The following is a 21,062-nucleotide window of genomic DNA, read 5'->3' as shown; positions in this document are numbered from 1 at the left end:
TATTCAGGAAATGCAGTCTTTAACCGACAAAAAAGTTTGATAAATTGTTCAACTACTTTAAAAGCAATGTTTTAATGATTGGCTCTATTTCAAATGGTTCCGTGGTTGTCTCATATCTTCCGTGCACCTTACCGTTACGATCAATCAAAAACTTAGTGAAGTTCCACTTAATCCCGTCACCCTTGTATATATCAGGGTATTTCTCGTTTAGAAAATTCTTCATCCATTCCCCGCTGGCAGTTTCAGTGTCGAAACCAAAAAATGGTGCTTGAGATGTTAAAAACTGAAATATCGGATGGGCGTTCAGCCCCTGACTTCTATTTTCTCAAATAACGGGAATGTTAACTTAAATAGATTGTCACAGTAAGCCTTCACTTCCGAATGGTTGCCAGGTTCTTTCTCATTAAACTGGTTACACGGAAATGCTAGAATTTCCAAACCATCATGATGGTACTTTTCGTACAACTCCTGAAGAGTCGTAAATTGACGAGAATAGCTACATTTACTTGCTGTATTAACAACAAGAATTACTTTCCCTCGGTAGTTTGTTAAATCAGCAGATCTACCATCTATGAAGTGGATATTCATATCATAAAAAGACATTAGACCATCCTCCCTAATATTCAACTTGTGACATACCCATCATAAGCCCGATAAACCCCATTCGAGAAATATATATAAACAATTAAATGCATAGGTAAATCCTATATCGAAAATCGCATGTGCTTGTGCCTAATTAAGGTTAGGGAACATACGTTCTTTACTTGTTGTAGTTCTGAGAGTTATACTTTAAATGGATAAAACAAGCTAGTCATTAAAATACTACCAGGGAAATGGTAAAAAAGATGAATGTTTTTACGGACAAATGTGTGAGAACATGTACAAAGGAGAATCAAAAATGAGAAAACTCGTTCTTTTTCTGCACTCCTCACTTGATGGTTATGTAGAAGGCCCGAATGGTGAAATGGACATTGGCTGGGTTTCCTACGATGCTGATCTGGAGAAACATGCGAAAGAAATTCTGAGTACTGCCGACACTGTCATTTGGGGGCGTGGGACTTATCAGATGATGCACAGTTACTGGCCATCTGTGCCCTCGGATCCTTCAGCTTCGGAGCATGAACTTAATCATGCCGAGTGGATCGAAAGGACAGCCAAAATCGTTTTTTCCACGACGCTGGAGAACGTCGAATGGAATAATTCCAGACTTGTAAAAGAAGGAATAGAGGATGAGATCAATAAACTCAAACAGCAGCCAGGCAAGGATATGGTCATCCTCGGCAGTCCTAGACTCGCACATCAACTTATGCAACTTGATTTGATTGACGAATATAAAATTACGGTTTCACCTGTCCTAATTGGTAAAGGCTTACCGTTATTCCAAGATCTTAAGGAGAAGATCGATCTTCAGCTAATTGAAAACAAGACATTTGATTCTGGAGCTATAGGTCTCGTTTACAGAAGGTAAAATGGCTTTGTTACTTGTGTCTTTCGCTAACGGGGAACGTCAGTCAACTAAAAAACCAAAAGCAGCCTGATTAACTCGATCGGCTGCTTTTACTCAATTATCTCCTTTGAATCATCGGAGTTAGTATGAAATTTTCGGTTCGTCTGCAGGCTGCCGTCCACTTACCACAAGCATAATTGCTGCAATAATGATAAGTAAAAAACAAAAAATAAATGAGTATCGGTAACCCACGATGCTGGCTACTCCACCACCAACAAGACTACCAATCAGTCTACCGATTATGGATGAATTGGAATAGAGCGTGGAAGCATATCCTGGCATTCTAGGTAGTAAATCCTGAATGTAGCTAATTCCAATTGCAGAAATGACGGCAACAAAAACTGCGAGCAGAATTTGTGCTGCAAGCATTTGCCACATCGCATTCGAAATAATAATAACGAAATAATAAGCTCCTCCAAAAATAGCTCCTAAAAACACTAAGATTCGGTTACTGTACTTTGCACTAAGTAGACCAAGTACAATCATAAAAGGAATCTCTAGCGCAGCACAAATACTACTTACTAAACCGACATCGTTTGTCGTTCCCCCAAGATTGTTTGTAATAAAGAGAGCAGTGTTCAAGCTGCTCATCCAATGAGCTGTATACATGAGTATCAGAATTAGAAAAGGAAGTAAAATATCTCGGTTTTGAGCAAGCCGGAAACTTTTTATGTTCACTTCAGTATTGCTGCTCTTCATTTCTGTGTTTGATTGGAGAAACAGGGAAACAAGCAGAGCAACAAGTAGGAAAGCGCCGATCGTACCCCAAAAAATCCCCTTAAATCCAATAGCAGTGATTAATATAGTGCCGATTAAAGGACCTGTAATAAAACCGAGAGAGAAAGCAGAACGTAAGGTTGAATTAGCAAATGCACGCTCAGTAAAATTACTCTTTATCACAGCTTCTCTAGAAATAGCGAACAATTGAGGCATCCCAGGTGCACCGAGAGCTGTAAACACAGTCATATAAATGAACAAAACCGTAAAATCCTGAATGAGCAAGTATCCACTATAAGCCAAGACATTAGCGAGAGCAGAGAAAAGATAAATGTTCTTCCGATTCAAGCCGAGGTCAGAACGTCTCCCGATTAGTGTACTAATCCATATTCCTGCAATTAGTGTAACGGCTAGATAAAGACCAAACATTCCAACAGATACTCCAAGCTGTTCCGTGAAATAAATAGATAAAAAGGGGGTGCTGAGCGATATACCCATGCCCTGTAATGCCATACACATAAAGAGTAAGGAATAAGAGGGGATTGAAAATAAGCTAATGAATCGATTGATCATAATGTGAAGTTACTCCTCTTATTTTTATTGTTGTCTAATTTCGGAAGCTATTAAAGAGCCATATTCATGGCTGAATAGAATTAATTGTACACCTTTATTATGTATCAAATGACATTACATATAGTATAACATTCGTGCCAAATGTTTGCCTAAACCTATCGCTATTAATGAACTATTTCATCAGCGAATAGGCAGATAAAAGAATTAGGTAGTTGTGGAACAAGAGCTTTTGCCAAACATTGAAGCCTTCTAGACCCACACAAATAGAAGGATCTGCTATGCTATACTGAAAAAATCATTTCATCTAGGATTAGCTGGGGGTCTGGTAATTGTCAAATATGGACTATAATTCACGCAAGGAAACGTTGTTTGAGACAAAACGATTACGTAACAATACCATAGCGGCGGGTCGTCGTCATACTATTGCTCTTAAATTTGACGGAACGGTAACGGCAGTTGGTGATAATGAATCCGGTCAATGTAGGGTAAGCGATTGGAGCAATATCATCGCAGTTGTTGCTGGTAATGTACATATGGCAACAAATACGGGGAATGCCCATACCGTTGGTCTTAGATCTGACGGAACTGTATCAGCCGTGGGTTGGAATAAGCATGGCCAATGCGATGTAAATGGTTGGCGAGATATTGTGACTGTTGCAGCAGGCTGGTGCCGTACTGTTGGGGTTAAATCAGATGGCACGGTGGTTGTTGTGGGGCGAAATAATGAAGCGGAATGCAACGTGAGCAGCTGGCATGATATTGTCGCGGTCACTGCAGGTGACTGGCATACAGTCGGTCTAAAATTAGACGGAACCGTAACAGCAGTTGGTAACAACAAGTATCGCCAATGTAATGTAAACGACTGGAGCGATATAATGGCTGTTTCGGCTGGGTATCTTCATACTGTTGGTCTTAGATCAGATGGCACGGTATTAGCTGTAGGTAGAAATATTGAAGGCGAGTGCGATGTAAGCAATTGGCGAGATATTGTAGCAGTTGCAGCGGGGAGTTATCATACCGTTGGACTTAAGTCAGACGGTACGATGGTTGCTGTGGGTTCAAATAAACATCACCAATGCGATGTAAGTGGTTGGCACGACATTAAGGCTATTTCGGCAGGGTGTGCCCATACGATCGGACGTAAATCTGATGGTACCATGGTTGCTGTGGGTGATAATGATTATGGCCAATGTGATGTAAGTGGATGGAGCAGCATCCAGTTGTAAATCAAGTAGAAGAGAGTGGAGTAATTAAGTTAGATTTATTCAATTTTCAAGCCTCCAAGTGGTCTGCTCTCTCGTTGCAGTTCCTTTTAAAAAAAAAGCAGAAATATGTCGAATAAACGGATTGCTAATTGACTTGTTGTGTGATAATATGATCGAGTAAACGTTTACAAAAAAGCGAATTTCATATTAGCAGTGTTTGGCTGTTACTGGTAAAGCAGGCATGACCAAAATGATTTTGCATTTCCCTATGTGAATAGGGGAAGGCTTATCGTTTTGGTCTTTTTTATACCCAAATTTAGAAATGAGGCAGAGTTATGGATTATCGCAAGTTGGGACATGAGATTACAGAGTTGGTTGGAAAGAAAGATAATATCGCTCGGCTTACGCACTGCGCAACCCGACTTCGGTTCGAACTGCACGATATCTCCAAAGCGGAAACGGAAAAGCTCAAAGCACTTCCAGGCGTCATTACCGTTGTGAACAATGGTGGGCAATATCAGGTGGTCGTAGGTAATGAGGTGCAGCAAGTCTACCGAGCTATTACTCAGCAGATGGGATCAGCAAGTCGAAGTGAGGGCTCTCGATCTGATTCAAGCAACAGTAAGGCACCAAAACAAAAACAGAGCTGGATTTCCAGATTTATTAGCGTAATTTCTACAACATTTACTCCCGTCATTCCGGCAATCATTGGCGCAGGGATGATCAAAGCGATATTGGCTGTACTTGTACTGACAGGTCTCGTAACGACGGAAAGTCAAAACTATTATATCCTTAACACCATTGCGGACGCAGCGTTCTATTTCATGCCTATCCTGCTGGCTTATGGTGCTTCCATTAAGTTTGAAACAAGTCCAATTCTGGCGATGACGGTTGCAGGCGTGTTGCTGCACCCAGGTTGGAGCGCTCTGATGACTGAAGGGAAAGATGTGTTTTTCATCGGTGTTCCAGTGCGATTAACGGATTATGCAGGCTCCGTGTTGCCGATTATTATCGTTGTTTGGCTCATGTCTTATATTGAACGTTTCGCAGATCGCGTATCACCTTCTATGATCAAATTCTTCACGAAACCGATGCTCGTGCTTTTGATTACAGCACCACTTGCATTAGTGGCGATCGGACCTTTCGGAACGTACCTGAATGATCTGGTTGCAATGGGGGCAGAAGCAATTAATGACAGAGCGAGTTGGCTGATTCCATTATTAATGGGAACTTTACAACCGTTCCTGATTGTTACAGGTACTGCATGGGCAATGACGCCGATTGCAACGAGTCAACTAACCAAAAATGGTTATGAAATGATCAACGGTCCGGGCATGCTTGCCTCGAATATTGCTCAGGGTGGTGCTACGCTTGCTGTAGCATTAAAAACAAAAAACAAGAAACTCAAGCAACTTGCTGCTTCATCCGGCTTCACTGCTGTTCTGGGTATAACGGAACCTTCCTTGTATGGCGTAACGCTGAAACTAAAGAAACCCTTGATTGCCGCTATGATTGGTGGGGGAGTAGCCGGGATATACGCTGGTCTGACCGGACTAGTGCGTTATGCCTTCGTTTCTCCGGGTCTTGCCGCACTGCCTGCCTTCATTGGAAGCAATCCGATGAATATCGTTCATGCCATTGTAACTTGTCTAATCGCGTTTGTCGTGACATTTGCTCTAACGTGGGTCATTGGTTTTGACGATCCAGTGGATGATGAAGAAAGAGACAATACTAAAGCTAACCATGACGAGGCACTTTCCCGGCAATCTGTTCAAAATGATCCCCAAGGCATACAGTCTTCGGAAACGAACAATGCTAGTAACGCACCAAAATAAATTACGTCCACTTACGATCGTTAGCCCGCTGCAAGGTGAATTGGTCCATCTGGATCGGGTTCCGGACGATGTGTTTTCTTTGGGATTACTAGGTAAGGGCGCTGCCATTATACCTGCAAAAGGGGAGCTATATGCGCCGATTACAGGTGAAGTTACAGCTTTCATGGATTCCAAACATGCGATCAAAATAAATGGTTACGATGGAGAAGAGGTACTCATTCATGATTGGAGTAGATACCGTCAATTTGAAGGGAAGACATTTCAATTCTTCTATTAAAGTGGGGGATCGGGTACAGAAGGTGACTTATTGATCAGGTTTGATATTGATGCCATCAAGGCGGAAGGCTACGAAGTTTATAACTCCAATCATTGTTGCCAATTCGGATCGTTTCCCTGACATGCAGCTGGAGGAGCAGGGTTCTGTTAAGGTTGGAACGACCATTATCTACCTTTCCAAACAAGCGTAATACATTCTGCTCATGGATTTTGCCTCAAATAAAACTAAAGGAGTGTATGTGATGTTATATCAACACATCAAACCATTCCCCAATGAATTTCTCTGGGGAGGCTCTACCTCGGCCTATCAAGTGGAGGGCGCATGGGAGGATGATGGCAAAGGCTTGTCTGTCATTGATATGTGCGATCATCCAGCTGGAACTGCTGATTTCACGGTTGCCAGTGACCACTATCACCGATTCAGAGAAGATGTGAAGCTTTTTGCAGAGCTGGGTCTCAAAGCATATCGATTTTCAATAGCATGGACTCGAATTTTACCTTCAGGCACCGGGGCTATCAATGAGAAGGGCCTCCATTTTTATCACCAATTGATTGATGAATTACTGCTTCATGGTATTGAACCGATTGTGACTATGTACCATTTCGACTTGCCCTATGAGCTAGCGAAAACTGGAGGGTGGAACAACCGGAAGACGATAGATGCCTTTGTCGAGTACGGGCGTATCTTGTTTGAGCAATACGGGCATAAAGTGAAATATTGGTTGACCATTAATGAGCAAAATACGATGATACTCCATCCAGGTGCCATTGGTACACCAAAAGGTGGACATGTACCCTCTCGTCAGGAACTTTATCAGCAGAATCATCACATGTTTGTGGCTCAAGGCAGAACGATGCGACTATTTCATGATATGTTACCACATGGGAAGATCGGTCCAGCATTGAACATGACTACTATGTATCAGGCAACCTGTAGCCCAGCTGACGCGATTGCTGCACATAATTGGGAGACGATTCGTGGATGGGGCTTTCTAGACCTATCGGTGTGGGGACGGTATAATCCGTTATTTTGGAGTTATTTGCGGGAACGTGGCATTGAGTTGATGATTGAACCAGGTGACATGGAGGATATTCAATCGGGTCGTCCTGATCTGGTAGCAATCAATTATTATTCGACGGCAACCATTGCCGCCAGTACGGGTGATGCATCGGACGTTTCAGCTCGTGCAGGTGATCAGCAAATTATGCTGGGCGAGCAGGGAGTGTACCGAGCTGCGGAGAATCCTTATACAGAAAAAACCAAGTATGGCTGGGTTATTGACCCAGTTGGACTAAGATTAACATTGCGCAAGGTAAGTGAACGATACGGTCTCCCGATTTTAATTACGGAAAATGGAATAGGAGCTCCAGATGTATTGGAAGCAGATTATACGATTAATGACACGTACCGGATTGATTTTATCGAGAAACACCTGGAACAGATCAAGCTGGCTTTAACGGATGGCGTAGATGTAATTGGTTATTGCCCTTGGTCCGTTATTGACGTAGTAAGTACTCATCAGGGATATGGGAAACGTTACGGTATGATCTATGTAAACCGCGGTGAACATGATCTCAAAGACTTGAAACGCTTGAAGAAGAAAAGCTTCTCGTGGTATCAGGAGGTCATTAAGCAAAATGGTAAATGTATTGGAAATTCGGATCAGGCGGTCACGAAAGAATAAAGGATCGTGATAAAGCATGAAAGTAATCAAAATATTGAATAACAGCTTGCTTCTAACCAAAGATGAACAGGGACAAGAAGTGATTGTCATGGGTAAAGGATTGGCATTCAAAGGAAAAGTCGGCGAGCAACTAGACGAAGAGCACATCCAGAAACGATTCATCCTGCAAAATAATCCATCCGCTCAGGCTTATGTACGCACCATTGAAAAGATGCCGGAATCACATGTGAATGTCATTAACAAACTCATTTCCAACGCCAAAGAAAAGCTCTCACTTGATGATCAAATCTTCTTTACACTTATGGATCACTTATCATTTGCTATAGAACGATGGAAAAAAGGGTATCTTTACAGAATCGTATGTTGTGGGAGATCCAGCGGTTTCACCCTGTCGAATTCGAACTAGGATTGGAAGCCGTCCACATGCTCAATCAAGAACTTGGCATCGAGCTTACGGAAGAGGAAGCGGGAAATATTGCTTTTCATTTTGTTAATGCTCAAACGCATGAACAGAACATGGAGCGCACGATGCAATCCGTTAAAATGTTAAAAGATATTTTCAACCTTATTCAATACAGCTTTGATATGCAAATCAACAAAAACTCCATCCATTATGTGAGACTCGTCACTCATCTACAATTTTTTATCCAGCGTCTACAAGAGGGGCGGATAGGCAATTCGCCGAAAGATTTTATCTTCCAGCATATGGTGAAGGAGCATCCGCTTGAATATAAGTGTGCGGAGATGATCAAAACATATGTGCAAAACATGTTAAATATCTCTATATCAAACGAGGAACTTTTGTATCTGATGATTCATATCGCTCGAATTGTGCAGGAAGAGCAAGGTGACGATCAAAAGGGTTAAAATAATACAGATGAGCCGCTTTTTTAGCGGCTTTTTTGTTTCATAAGAGTGTACATTTCAGTTAATCTAAAGAGGATACTCCTTGATGGGGTTATAAAAATCATGAAGAATTGATAGGGTGGTAGGATGAGAAGACTTGAGTCAGGTGTGTCGCTAAACAACGAATTATTTGCTGATATTGTAAGCTATGAACACGAAACGATAAGTGGAACGACCATAATAAATTCGAATATTGGTTCACCTATATTTTGGAGCTGTAATCTGCGTCATCTTGTATTTGACACTTGTGATCTTACAAATGCAAGATTTTTTGCTGGCAGTACAATTGATGATTGTACATTTATTCGTTCTGACTTGCGCTCGGTTGGCATTGCCAAAGACGAAGCTATTTTCACTAACTGTGAATTCTCCTCTTGTGATATGAGAGGTATGACATTGGAGAATGCTACGTTTATCGATTGTACTTTTGATAAATGTAAATTCAATGACCGGATTCTACAAGTCGCGAAAATCGTCAATTGTTCCCTTACCGACAAGCTAGTGGATATTACGTTTGAGGGAAATGGCAAACAAAAGCTAATCGCTAATTTTGAAAATTGCATTTTAGACGGTGTTCGTTTTGTGGGCTGTGACTTGACGCAATGTATTCCACCAAAATCCAAAACCATCTCTATGTTGAACAATTATCCAGACGTGTGAAAAATGTCTTGACGAAGATAGACGATGATCTTGATCTGTCTGAAGAGGATCGGAAAGTACTGGTACGCAGTTTGCGCAAGCTTGAGCATATGGAACAATATATTTTTAACACGGTGTATCTGAAAAGAATATATGGTGATGTTTTGTTGAGCGATTTTTAGTCGTCTAGATGTAACAATGCGTAACTCTTAACAATTGAAATAATAGGATAATGCGGGAACAACGCATGTGTAAAAGGAATTCGTATATGATCAATACCTCTCAACAGGATAAAAGGCACCCGCCTTAAGGCAGGTACCATCTGGTCTCTATAGAGATTTACATTATCTGCCGAGAATTTCGTTCTGCATGTTTTCCTGTTCCTCCAGCAGTCGTTTTAGCTTTTGGCGCTGCCGTTTTTCCTTCTGACGGCGCTCTCTGTCCTCAGCCTGCAAAGCCTTGAGTAGGGAGACACACATACCGATAAGGACAACGGCGAACGGTAACGCAGCTACAATGGAAGCGGTCTGGAGACCACTCAGTCCCCGCTGAACAGCAGAACTACCGCGATGGCGGATTGCATGATTCCCCATGTTAATTTGATGCGTGTACTCGGGTTCAGGTTGCCATCTGAAGTCAGCATGCCTAGCACAAAAGTGGCCGAATCTGCTGACGTAATAAAGAAGATCATGATTAGAAGTGTAGCGATGGATGCTAAGATCGTGCCCAAAGGCAGCTGCTCGAGCATCAGGAATAAAGCGGTTGTTGTATCTTCCTTAACGGCCTCCGCCAGATGAGCGGCATTGAACAATTCCATATGGAGTCCTGTTCCACCGAAGACGGAGAACCAGATGAATCCAAAAAGGCTTGGAATAAGCATGACGTAAATTACAAATTCCTTTATGGTTCTTCCTCTGGATACCCTGGCGATAAAGGTGCCGACAAAAGGAGCCCATGAGATCCACCATGCCCAGTAAAATAACGTCCATGCTCCAATCCAGGTATCTCTTGAGAACGGTGACAGTCTCAAACTCATGTTAATAATATTCTGCATGTAACTGCCTAAGGTTGTCGTGAATGTGTCAAATATAAAAGAAGTCGGTCCAGTGACCAATACAAACAACATCAATAACAAAGCTATAACGAGGTTGGTGTTGCTCAACATCTTAATACCTCTATCCAGACCAGAGGTTGCTGAGATTAGGAACAGTATAGTTACAACGACGATAATGACAACTTGGGTGATCGTCGAGTTAGGAATACCGAATAAGTAATTCAACCCCCCACCGATCTGAAGTGCACCCAATCCTAGCGAGGTCGCAACACCGAAGATGGTAGAAATGACCGCCAGAATATCAATGACCTTGCCAAGCCAACCTGCAGCAAGACGCTCACCGATCAAAGGAATAAAGGTGGAACTGATTAGCCCTTTGTAACCTTTCCGGAACTGGAAATAAGCAAGTGCCAGGCCGATGACGGTATAGATAGCCCATGGATGTAGCCCCAGTGGAAAAAGGAATAACGCATGGAAAGCCTTGCTGCCTGCGTTGTTGCAGGTTCTGCTCCTTCTGGTGCAGATTAATGCGGGTTCTGCAACTCCCCAGAAAACCAGCCCAATACCCATACCGGCGCTAAACAGCATGGACAACCAGGAAACGGTAGAATATTCCGGTTCATCTGTCGTCCCCCAGCCTGATACTGCCAAAACGGCTGAATGCCAAATAGAAAGCAAAGATTAGAAGAACAGTGTCGCTAGCAAGTAAAACCAGCCGAAATTCTGAATAGAAAAGTTGTAGACAACGTTAGCTACCTCAGCCAGCTGGTCAGGAGCGACGGCTCCCCATATTGCAAACAGTGCAACGATGATAATAGTGATTGTAAATACCATGAAGAGACCTCCGTTATGTAAGTAAGCTATAGCTAACTGTTTCTTAGTATGTGCTAGTCCAGCTTGCAATATTTCAGAAAGCCAGCTGTTAAAAATAAAAACAAACCGCTGTGTAATGAAACACTTTGGTTTGTTTTGATCTTGCCAGAATAATATATTGCCTATATCACTTTACGTTATATCCGCATATAACTGCTTGCTGTACGCAATGATTTTCAACGCCATAAAACCAATCTCTACCCACTTTCCTGATTTCTATGCTTTAATAAATTGAGTAGGAATAACAAGCAATGTTGAAAGTGGGATTCTATGAAACGACTAACAATTGGCCTGTTCGCCCATGTGGATGCAGGTAAAACAACTTTTGCGGAACAGCTGTTGCACCACACAAATAGTATTCGGTCACGAGGACGGGTGGATCATCAGGATACGTTTCTAGACAGCCACGACATCGAGCGAGCAAGGGGCATTACCGTATTCGCAGATCAGGCTGTACTAGAGTATAAAGGTGACAGCTACTATCTTATAGACACACCTGGACACGTCGATTTCTCCCCGGAGATGGAGCGGGCGATTCAAGTCATAGATTGTGCCATTCTGATTGTAAGCGCAGTTGAAGGTGTTCAGGGTCATACGGAGACCGTTTGGCAGCTGCTGCGTAAGCATAGGGTTCCGACGTTTTTCTTCATCAACAAGACGGATCGGGTCGGCGCGGATGCAGGTAGAACAGAGGCGGATATCCGTCAGCAGTTGACAGGGGAAGTATGCTCCATTACACAGGAATTCGCAGATGGTGTAGTCAGTGAGCCGCTGCGTGAGGTCATGGCGGAGCGGGACGAATTCTTGCTAGAAGCATTCCTGGAGGGAGAGAGGATAATGGCTTCTGGCTGAAGGCGTTGCAGAGAAAGACAGCAGAGGGACTTCTCTTCCCCTGTGCGTATGGCTCTGCACTTCAGGATACAGGCATCGTTGAATTTCTAGATCAGCTGCATCTGCTGACGACAACCACTTATGACGAGGATGCTTTGTTTCAGGGACGAGTTTATAAAATTCGGCATGATGCAGGGGGGCGAGACTCACGTTCATTAAGGCACTTGGTGGTCGGTTGAAGGTGAGAGAACAGCTTAGTTATGAGAGCGACGGGGTGCAATATGACGAGAAAATTACGCGGATTTTCTTGTATAACGGCCTCAAATCGCAGTCGGTGGAACAAGTAGAAGCAGGCGATTTGTTTGCAGTTGCCGGATTATCCGCTACCGAGACTGGGCAAGGTCTGGGAACCATATCAGATAAGTTATCTTACGATTCGGAGCCCACGTTACAGTCGAAGGTGATATTCGACGATTCAATACATGTACAGAAGGTGCTCGGTGCATTTCGCACGCTGGAGGCGGAAGAGCCATCTCTAAACGTCGTGTGGGATGAGAGATTGCAGGAGATTTCGATCCGCGTCATGGGATTGATTCAACTGGAAGTGCTGGAGCAGATTGTTAGAGAGAGGTTTGGCTTCCTATCTCTTTTGGTCAACCGGAAATCTTGTATAAGGAGACAATTAGTACCCCTGTGAAAGGGTATGGCCATTTCGAACCGCTCAGACATTATGCAGAAGTGCATTTGCTGATTGAACCGGGAGGACGAGGTAAGGGCATCACGTTCAATAGCAGATGTCACGTCGATGATCTGAATGTCAGCTATCAGAATCTGATTCGGAACCACCTCTACGAACGGGAGCATCACGGGTTGCTGACCGGCATGGCAGTCACTGACGTGAACATCACACTGCTGAGGGGTCGCGCGCATAAAGAGCATACGCATGGCGGCGATTTTCGAGAGGCTACTTTTCGAGCATTACGGCAAGGTTTGGAGAAGGCAGATATCGTATTGCTAGAGCCTTATTACGATTTCAAAATCAAGGTTACTATCGAAGAAATGGGCAGGGTGCTGTCCGATATTCAGCGTGCCTCAGGTATTTTTGATCCCCCAGAGACAGCTGGAACGCATGTAGTAGTTACGGGCAAGGCGCCCGTGTCGACTTTCATGAACTACACTGCCGAACTGGCATCCTTTACACATGGAAGAGGCAGCATCCGCTGCGTGTTCAGTGGATACGATCTCTGCCATAATACAGAGGAAGTCATAGAGCGGATGGGCTATCGCAAAGAGGCCGACTCGCTGTATACATCTTCATCCATCTTTTGCGCCAAGGGAGCAGGTTACTCTGTGCCATGGGATGAGGCGGAAGTCAAGATGCACCTTGAGTTAGAACCTTGATCTCTCACAAAAGACTTGTTCTATAGGAATAGCAACTACGTTACTTTTAGAGGTGGATGTATTCTGTAAGGGAAGGAACATGGATTGCATCTTACTATTTGCAGACAATAAAACTTTATATTTAAAGAGCCGCAATATATGCGGCTCTTATGTTTATTGATATCAATGTCCACCTGTATTGGTAGCCCAAACAGGACCTTTTCCAGTGGAATAGAATACTACATTTCCATCGTCTTGAACAACCAATGTATCGCCGTTCAGGCCTGGTGGCACATTACCTTGATAGTGGGCATTAGTCCATTCTTGAATTTTTGAAAACCAAAACCAATGAGAATCGTTGTAATCTGTTAATCGAAGCAAGTTATTTTCAACTTTTAACACCTGCGGATATCTTGTGATTGTATGACCTGTATGATCCCGCCATTGATATTTTGCACCACTTGTTTTTGTAGACCAGAGAGATTTGCCTTGTTTGTAAAGAACTAGATTCCCATCTGTCTGCATAATCAGTGTAAATCTTCCGTCATTCGATGTAAGTGATTGACCTTGTGTTAGTGATTCACCTGCTGTAAGAGAATTTTTCGCAGAAGCTGCCGAGACGAGGGAGATCTGAAGCATAAATAGTGCCAGCAAGATGAGTACCGATTTTTTTGCGATTTTTTTCATGGTCGACTGCTCCTTTAGGGATTTATTTTTATTTCTAGTAAAATATAGCACGAAAATAATAGAAATCAACTCTTTTTTTGATATTATTTGTAAAATTTTCAATAAGCACAATACAAACATAAAAAAAGAACCATAAGTGTTCATCAACTATCGATGAATGCTTTCGGTTCTTTTATGTTTATCTGTACTTTTATGACATGGTAGCATCTTTAATAAAAATATCTAATGAACGACGGTATCGAATTCCGCTTCTCTTTGTTAACGTCTTCGGAAGGCTCCGCCGCGTGCTAGAGCAAAGAATATGAGTAGCGCAATGATGGAGCCCACGATGGCTGGAATAATATGAAATCCACCAATCACCGGCCCTCTTGGTCCCAACAATTCGTTTCCTAGCCAGGAACCGACAAAACCCGCAATAATGTTCCCCAGAACACCGCCCGGTACGTCCCGTCCAATCAAGTTGCCACTTAACCAGCCAATTAATCCACCAACAATGAGTACCCAGAGCAGATCCATGGTTTGTTCTCCTTTCTTCGGGTTTATTACAAGTTATGTTGTGCTCAGTGATATATACCTCATCATCCAGTTGGTGGAGGAATCTAAAGTGCCTGTGCTAAGATGAGGATAATGATGATTCAAGCTGGGAACGAGGTTAGAAGGGGTGTACAAGACATTGAAGAAAATACTTGTCATTGACGATGAGGTTGCAATTCGAGATTTAATTGAGCTCGTGCTGAGGAGAGAAAACTACGATGTGCAAACCGCAGAAGATGGCAAAACCGGATTGCAATTGCTTGATTCTTTTCAACCTGACCTGGTGGTGCTTGATCTGATGCTGCCTGACTGCTCCGGATATGACCTGTGCAAGGACATCACCGGGAAACGTGCCGTTCCAGTGATCATGGTCTCTGCCAAAAATGAGGTCATCGACAAAGTGTTAGGACTAGAGCTAGGGGCTGAAGATTACATGACGAAGCCCTTTGACAACCGCGAATTGCTCGCTCGGATCAAGGTGATTCTGAGAAGGAACGAGATCAAGGAGGAATCAAGTGAAGGAACAGAAGTAAAATCTACACGCATCATTCATGAAGAGCTGACATTTGATCTGGAAAGCCGCAGGGTGCTGAAAAACGGTGTACCCGTGTCTCTTACGGCCAAAGAGTTTAAAATTCTGGAAACGTTACTCAAAAGGCCGGACAAAATATTCACCCGGGATGAGCTGCTACAGATCGGATGGGGATATGACTTTATGGGGACAGTCGCAGTGTGGATATGACCATCATGCGATTACGGAAGAAGCTGGAGGATAACGCCGACGAACCGAAGTATGTCAGGACGATCTATGGATTTGGCTATCAGCTTGGAGGTGGCGAGGCCTGAAGTACGCAACCCGGTTATTACTGAATTATTTATTTTTCTCCGTATTGTCCTTCGGCATCATCATATTTGCGGTGAATAAAGCCATCGATTATTACAGCTTCATCACCATAGAAAAACAGATGATGGAGAAGGCAGATCTGTCCGAACTGTCCTTTCGTGAGGTGCTGGCACAGCATCGATCATCGTCAGGTGAGCCGCAGACCAAGGAAATCGTCAGACTTGCTCTGGAGAAGCTGAAAGCTTCAGGCAAGGAAGTACGTATCTATGACAGCTCCAAGCAATTGCTGGGCCTGGCTGTGGATGGCATCATCATTAATGATGGCAAACCTCTGATTTTTGAAAAGAATATTGATAAAGCCCTGAACGGCAGCTATACATACACCGTAACGGATGATCATCTGCTTTATTTTGCGACGCCCATCCAGAATCAATTTTACGAAAATGCTTATGTGTATGAGTTCGTAGACGACATTTCGTACTTTTATGCGATTATGGATCAGATTCGTCATATCCTGTTTGCGGGTGCAGGTGGATTTATTGTGCTGATTACGTTATCGAGTCTATGGATTGCCCGCAACACAACCAAACCGATTAAGCTGTTGCTTGGCGCTGTGCAAAGTTACTCTAGACAGGAGTTTCGGAGAGTTCATCTGAACCGGAAGGATGAGCTGGGCATGCTGGCAGATGGGCTGGATTCCATGGGGCGGCAGCTTCATGATTACATTCAGTACCAGAAACAATTTGTCTCCAACGTATCTCACGAGTTAAAAACACCTTTGGCAGCCATTCGTGGTTTCTCTCAATACTTGGTTGAAGGGGAGAACGAGAACAAGGAGCTGCAAAAAATCTATGCTCATCTGCTGCAGGAATCGGATCGGCTGACCCGCTTGATTAATGAACTGTTGTTGCTATCCCGATTTGACAAGGCTGGCTCTGACGAACTGGAAGTGGAGAAGACGGAAATGAACGAACTGATTCAGCAAGTCGCATGGAATATGGAAGCCAAGGCAAAAGATAAAGAGATCAAGATCATGGTTAATAAAGCGGAGGGAGAACCTATCAATGAAGGTATGACAGGAGTCTACGCCAACGTCAATCCAATGCTGATGTCCCACGCGATCGCCAACTTAGTGGAAAATGCCATTAAATATTCAGGCAGTCATTCGCAGATTGAAGTGGAGATGGAACATACGACAAGCGAGGTGGTCATTCGGATACATGATCAGGGTATTGGTATCGCGGGCGATGAGCTGGAACGAGTGCAGGAACGATTTTACCGGGCGAGAAATGCAAGCACAGCGAACGGTTCAGGTCTCGGACTTTCGATATGCAAAGAGATTGTAGAGCGGTTTGATGGATATATCGACATGGAAAGTGAGTTAGGAAAAGGAACTACTATCACGATTGTGTTGCCCCGAACGTAGAATCAGCACGTCATTCAGGAGTGTTACAAGACTGATACAATTCTGTTATGAGACTAACAAATGCTTTTTTTATAATCACTTCATAAGAAGAAATCACACATTTATGGAGGGATCATGATGAAACTGATAAACAAAGCTACAACTGGTATCTTGCTGAGTATGTTATTAACGATGGCACTGACAGGTTGTCAGTCCAATGGCGCCAAGTCGCCAGAAGCAATCCAGAACCCTGGTGAAAATAGCACGTCCAATGAACAGGGCAAAGGCGAAGAAACACCTAATTCTACTACGCCTGCTTCAGAGAATTCCGAAGGACAGGGTTCTGAAGCGATTAAGGAAGGGTCGATCGAGAAGGAAGGCAATGTGGTGCTGAAGGAGCTTGCTTTTGTCTATAATGAGCACACCATTGCAATTTCGGATACAGCGAATGAAGATCAGATGGAACAAATGCTGGGCAAACCGGATAACCTGAAATCTCATACGTACAGTGCCGACGATGGAACCAATATGGATACGTTAATCGGTTTTACAGAAAAGGTGTATACGTATCCTGGTCTGGAGATTAAAACGATCAGTATACCGGAGGGGAAACAAGACTCTATCTTCCATATCGAAATTACAGATCCTAAGTATGCGACAGTGCGAAACATTAAAGCAGGAGATAGTCTGGATACACTCAAAAACGCCTACCCTGAGGGGAAACTGCTTGGTGATGGAGCCCCCGATGAGGAAGATGACTTCCGCTATGAGCCATCCAATTATGTAGATGTGATGTCATTTCATATCAAGGATGCCAAGGTGGAGAGCATTCAGATCTACAGCCTGCTGGACTAAAATGTAGTGATCGATGTTGGTAAGCCGTGTATATGATTCACCACAAAGTCGCTATTATAGCGGCTTTTTTCTTACTATATTGCTATTTGTAAGGATTTTGTACTATGCATACGGAGAATGCTTCACTATAATAGAAGGTTGAGAAAAGTATTTTAGTCATAACCTCCATTGCTGTGGAGGTTATTTGTGTTATGCAGTGAAAGTATAACATGAAAGAAAACCCTCCACTCTGAAATTCTTAATAAACATGATCTGGATTTTAATAGTAAATAAACTATGCGAGGAGCATCAATCGAGTTTATAATACATGTATGATTTCCGAAAACGGTTTCTGCGACTTGAGAGCGTTTACTTTAACGATTCTATGAATAAAAAAGGAGATATTATCATGATAGCTGCACTAAATCTGGAGGGTATCTGGAAACTCCAACTCGATGAACATAAGGTAGAACGTGGTCTGAATTTTTCGAACGTTATAACATTGCCGAATACTACATCTCATGCGGGCAAAGGCAAAAAAAACGAAAATGTGTTAATTGGTGCGCTGACCGATGAGTATTTATTTGAGGGATATGCCTGGTTTTCACGAGAGATTGAAATTCCTGAACACTTGGCTGACAAACGTTGCTTCTTGCATCTGGAGAGAACGAGAGTTACGACAGTCTGGATCGATGGGGAAGAGTTGGGGACACAGAACAGTCTGAACACACCTCACCGTTATGAGATTGAGGCAGGGCTAACTGCTGGAACACATACAATTACAATTCGAGTGGACAATACCGATTATCCAACCAAAGGAGGTCACCTTACTTCTGAGGACACACAGACGAATTGGAACGGGATTACAGGGAAGCTGGAACTACAATTTTTCGAGCGTGTTTTTCTGGATAATGTTCAAGTCTACCCTGTTTTGGCAACTCGATCTTTCGAGATCAAGGCATCACTTGTTGGTGAACTGCAAGGTGTGCAAATCGTGGTATCAGCTGTTGCGGTCAGTGCAGATCCGGTGTATAGGACGGAGGAACAGATCTTCACCCCGGATGTGCAGGAAATCCAGCTGACGTACAAAATTGGCGAAGACGCAATGTTATGGAGTGATGATGAACCTAATTTGTACCAACTTCATATCGAACTGAAAGATCAGAACGGTGAAGTTCTGGACTCCACCGTAGTATGGACGGGACTACGAGAATTCCGGGCGGCTGGAGACAAATTCACCATTAATGGTCGCAAAACGTTTCTGCGAGGTAAGCATGACGGGCTGATCTTTCCGCTGACCGGATACGCTCCAACCGATGTGGATGAATGGACTCGTATTCTCGCTATCTCCAAGTCCTACGGCATCAATCACTACCGTTTCCATACCTGTTGCCCGCCAGAGGCTGCTTTTATTGCAGCGGATTTGCTCGGTATCTACATGGAGCCTGAGCTCCCGTTCTGGGGAACGATTACGGATGAATCCTCAGATGGACACAATCAAGCAGAGCAGGATTACTTGATTAGCGAGGGATTTGCGATGCTGAAGACTTTTGGTAACCATCCTTCGTTTGTCATGATGTCCATGGGGAATGAACTATGGGGAAGCAAGGACAAATTGAATGCGATCCTGAAGGAATACAAGGCATATGATCATCGTCATCTTTACACTGAAGGTTCCAATAACTTTCAGTTTGTGCCGGACATTCTGGAGGAAAGCGAATTTTTTTGCGGAGTACGTTTCTCCAAAGAGCGCCTGTTCAGAGGAACGTATGCGATGTGTGATGCTCCGCTGGGTCATGTGCAGACTGACTTGCCAAACACGTTGAAAGATTATGATTCAAACATTGTACCTGCGCAAGGAAGCGATGCTGATCCCTCTTCGCAAACGGGGGGAAAAGAAATTCAGATTCAATATGGGACAGGCTCCAAAACGGTACAGGCCGAAGCCGGGAGCGATCAACTTGTCTCACATGTACCGGTCATCTCGCATGAAATTGGACAGTACGCCACATTTCCTAATTTCGAGGAGATTAACAAGTACACGGGTTCTCTCAAAGCGAAGAACTTCGAAGTGTTTCGAGAGCGTCTGGAAGCCAAAGGACTGGGACATCTGGCGCCAGCCTATTTCAGAGCCTCGGGTAAACTCGCGGTTCAATGTTACAAGGAGGAACTGGAAGCCGCTTTTCGTTCGCAGCAACTAGCCGGGTTCCAACTGCTGGATCTCCAGGATTTCAGTGGTCAGGGAACAGCGTTGGTAGGTGTGCTGGACGCATTCATGGATTCCAAGGGCATGATCACACCAGAGGAGTGGAGAACGTTCTGTTCCGATGCTGTGCTGCTGGCGAGATTCCCCAAATATAATTATCAAACCGGTGAATTGTTCGAAGCACGTATTGAACTTAGTTACTTCCGGAGACAAGCATTGGATGGACTTCAATTGAAATGGCTACTGCAAAGCGAGCAGTTCGAAGGCAGCATCCTTGTAGAAGGTGAAGTGAATCTGCCAGCATTCCATGGTGAAAATCATGTGAGTATCACGGAACTCCGTATTCCAATCCCTGAAGTCTCCAAAATGACCAAAGTGGAGATGAAATTGTCTATTCCGGGCACGGATATCCGTAAGTCTTACGACCTGTGGATATACCCGAGTCAACAGGAGGTGGATCTGAGCAATTTGAATCTATTCACCCAACTCTCGGACGAGGCGCTGGCGCTGCTAGAGCAAGGAGAGGATATTCTACTTTTCCCGAATCCTAAGCAGATTCAACATGCGATCCAAGGTTTCTACAGCACGGATTTCTGGTCTTATCCTATGTTCCGATCGATATCCGAAAATATGAAACGAGAAGTTCCCGTGGGCACAATGGGCCTGTTGATTCAACAGAATCATCCGGCCTTCGAACATTTTGTGACAGAGGAGTATTCGACTTATCCATGGTGGAGCATCGTTTCCGATTCTTCATCCATCATTCTGGATGAGCTGAATAAAGACCTGCAACCCATCGTGCAGACCATTGATAATTTTGAACGTAATCATAAGCTCGGACTATTGATGGAGTTCCAGATGAGGAATGGTAGAGTGCTGATGGGAGCGCTGAATCTGGAGAGCCTGATGGCAACGCTGGAGGGAAGAGAATTATTATACAGCTTCCAGCGTTACGTAGAGAGCCCAGCGTACCAGCCAGCTGCGCGCCTCGAAGTCGAGGAACTTCGCAAGTTATTTAACTAAGTTAAAGGGAAGAAGAGGTAGCAAGTTTTTATTCATACAAAGTTATTC

16 protein-coding genes and 4 pseudogenes are annotated in these 21,062 nt (G+C 43.7%); 15 read left to right on the top strand and 5 right to left on the bottom strand.

The window, feature by feature from the left end; all coding sequences use genetic code 11:
- Nucleotides 1-52: 52 nt before the first annotated feature.
- Nucleotides 53-603: pseudogene (locus tag DMB88_RS16850) on the bottom strand (glutathione peroxidase).
- A 295-nt stretch (nucleotides 604-898) separates the two neighbouring features.
- Between DMB88_RS16850 and DMB88_RS16845 the strand changes: the two are divergent.
- Nucleotides 899-1,468 carry a dihydrofolate reductase family protein gene (locus tag DMB88_RS16845; RefSeq protein ID WP_128102289.1) on the top strand — a complete coding sequence of 190 codons (570 nt, stop codon included), beginning with the start codon at nucleotides 899-901 and terminating at the stop codon, nucleotides 1,466-1,468.
- A gap of 120 nt (nucleotides 1,469-1,588) precedes the next feature.
- On the opposite strand, the gene DMB88_RS16840 is transcribed toward DMB88_RS16845, so the two are convergent.
- Entirely contained in the window at nucleotides 1,589-2,797 is a 1,209-nt protein-coding gene (locus DMB88_RS16840; protein WP_128102288.1) for a sugar efflux transporter, read from the bottom strand.
- A gap of 338 nt (nucleotides 2,798-3,135) precedes the next feature.
- Here DMB88_RS16840 and DMB88_RS16835 point away from each other — a divergent pair, with 338 nt between their 5' ends.
- The 9 genes from DMB88_RS16835 (at nucleotide 3,136) to DMB88_RS31355 (ending at nucleotide 9,525) form a co-directional block, all read left to right on the top strand.
- Nucleotides 3,136-4,023 carry an RCC1 domain-containing protein gene (locus DMB88_RS16835; protein ID WP_128104474.1) on the top strand — a complete coding sequence of 296 codons (888 nt, stop codon included), beginning with the start codon at nucleotides 3,136-3,138 and terminating at the stop codon, nucleotides 4,021-4,023.
- Between the two features lie 314 nt (nucleotides 4,024-4,337).
- Complete coding sequence (locus DMB88_RS16830) at nucleotides 4,338-5,837, top strand: PTS transporter subunit EIIC (protein ID WP_174715297.1); 1,500 nt, start codon at nucleotides 4,338-4,340, stop codon at nucleotides 5,835-5,837.
- Nucleotides 5,815-6,114 carry a PTS sugar transporter subunit IIA gene (locus tag DMB88_RS30590; RefSeq protein ID WP_217363749.1) on the top strand — a complete coding sequence of 100 codons (300 nt, stop codon included), beginning with the start codon at nucleotides 5,815-5,817 and terminating at the stop codon, nucleotides 6,112-6,114. The genes DMB88_RS16830 and DMB88_RS30590 overlap by 23 nt, the downstream gene beginning before the upstream one ends.
- 49 nt (nucleotides 6,115-6,163) lie before the next feature.
- On the top strand, nucleotides 6,164-6,304 hold the full coding sequence (locus DMB88_RS30585; protein ID WP_217363748.1) for a hypothetical protein: 141 nt from the start codon (nucleotides 6,164-6,166) through the stop codon (nucleotides 6,302-6,304).
- Between the two features lie 51 nt (nucleotides 6,305-6,355).
- The gene (locus DMB88_RS16825; RefSeq protein ID WP_128102287.1) at nucleotides 6,356-7,798 is read left to right on the top strand and encodes a glycoside hydrolase family 1 protein; all 1,443 of its coding nucleotides are present in this window, start codon (nucleotides 6,356-6,358) and stop codon (nucleotides 7,796-7,798) included.
- Between the two features lie 16 nt (nucleotides 7,799-7,814).
- Nucleotides 7,815-8,204 (top strand): CAT RNA binding domain-containing protein, encoded by a 390-nt coding sequence (locus DMB88_RS30580; protein ID WP_217363747.1) that lies wholly within the window; start codon nucleotides 7,815-7,817, stop codon nucleotides 8,202-8,204.
- Entirely contained in the window at nucleotides 8,129-8,665 is a 537-nt protein-coding gene (locus DMB88_RS30575; protein WP_217363746.1) for a BglG family transcription antiterminator, read from the top strand. The genes DMB88_RS30580 and DMB88_RS30575 overlap by 76 nt, the downstream gene beginning before the upstream one ends.
- A gap of 126 nt (nucleotides 8,666-8,791) precedes the next feature.
- The gene (locus DMB88_RS16815) at nucleotides 8,792-9,364 is read left to right on the top strand and encodes a pentapeptide repeat-containing protein (protein ID WP_254438225.1); all 573 of its coding nucleotides are present in this window, start codon (nucleotides 8,792-8,794) and stop codon (nucleotides 9,362-9,364) included.
- 8 nt (nucleotides 9,365-9,372) lie between these two features.
- A complete protein-coding gene (locus DMB88_RS31355) occupies nucleotides 9,373-9,525 on the top strand; it encodes a hypothetical protein (protein WP_254438224.1) in 153 nt (50 codons plus the stop codon).
- A 162-nt stretch (nucleotides 9,526-9,687) separates the two neighbouring features.
- On the opposite strand, the pseudogene DMB88_RS16810 reads toward DMB88_RS31355, so the two are convergent.
- Nucleotides 9,688-11,231: pseudogene (locus DMB88_RS16810) on the bottom strand (BCCT family transporter).
- A gap of 309 nt (nucleotides 11,232-11,540) precedes the next feature.
- Here DMB88_RS16810 and DMB88_RS16805 point away from each other — a divergent pair.
- Nucleotides 11,541-13,502 (top strand): annotated as a pseudogene (locus DMB88_RS16805) (GTP-binding protein).
- Between the two features lie 162 nt (nucleotides 13,503-13,664).
- Here DMB88_RS16805 and DMB88_RS16800 read toward each other — a convergent pair.
- Both DMB88_RS16800 and DMB88_RS16795 read right to left on the bottom strand, forming a co-directional pair.
- A complete protein-coding gene (locus DMB88_RS16800) occupies nucleotides 13,665-14,168 on the bottom strand; it encodes a hypothetical protein (protein ID WP_128102286.1) in 504 nt (167 codons plus the stop codon).
- Nucleotides 14,169-14,426: 258 nt separating this feature from the next.
- The gene (locus DMB88_RS16795; protein WP_128102285.1) at nucleotides 14,427-14,684 is read right to left on the bottom strand and encodes a GlsB/YeaQ/YmgE family stress response membrane protein; all 258 of its coding nucleotides are present in this window, start codon (nucleotides 14,682-14,684) and stop codon (nucleotides 14,427-14,429) included.
- 145 nt (nucleotides 14,685-14,829) lie between these two features.
- Here DMB88_RS16795 and DMB88_RS16790 point away from each other — a divergent pair.
- The 4 genes and pseudogenes from DMB88_RS16790 (at nucleotide 14,830) to DMB88_RS16775 (ending at nucleotide 21,014) form a co-directional block, all read left to right on the top strand.
- Nucleotides 14,830-15,548: pseudogene (locus tag DMB88_RS16790) on the top strand (response regulator transcription factor).
- A gap of 71 nt (nucleotides 15,549-15,619) precedes the next feature.
- Nucleotides 15,620-16,972, top strand: a complete 1,353-nt coding sequence (locus DMB88_RS16785) for a sensor histidine kinase (RefSeq protein WP_254438221.1) — start codon at nucleotides 15,620-15,622, stop codon at nucleotides 16,970-16,972.
- 114 nt (nucleotides 16,973-17,086) lie between these two features.
- Nucleotides 17,087-17,806 carry a hypothetical protein gene (locus DMB88_RS16780; protein WP_254438220.1) on the top strand — a complete coding sequence of 240 codons (720 nt, stop codon included), beginning with the start codon at nucleotides 17,087-17,089 and terminating at the stop codon, nucleotides 17,804-17,806.
- 388 nt (nucleotides 17,807-18,194) lie between these two features.
- Nucleotides 18,195-21,014: a glycoside hydrolase family 2 TIM barrel-domain containing protein gene (locus tag DMB88_RS16775; protein ID WP_128102283.1), complete on the top strand. Its 2,820-nt coding sequence runs from the start codon at nucleotides 18,195-18,197 to the stop codon at nucleotides 21,012-21,014.
- Nucleotides 21,015-21,062: the final 48 nt, after the last annotated feature.

This window comes from Paenibacillus sp. DCT19 (assembly GCF_003268635.1).
Taxonomy (GTDB): domain Bacteria; phylum Bacillota; class Bacilli; order Paenibacillales; family Paenibacillaceae; genus Paenibacillus.
This window is presented reverse-complemented; position numbering and strand designations above follow the sequence as displayed.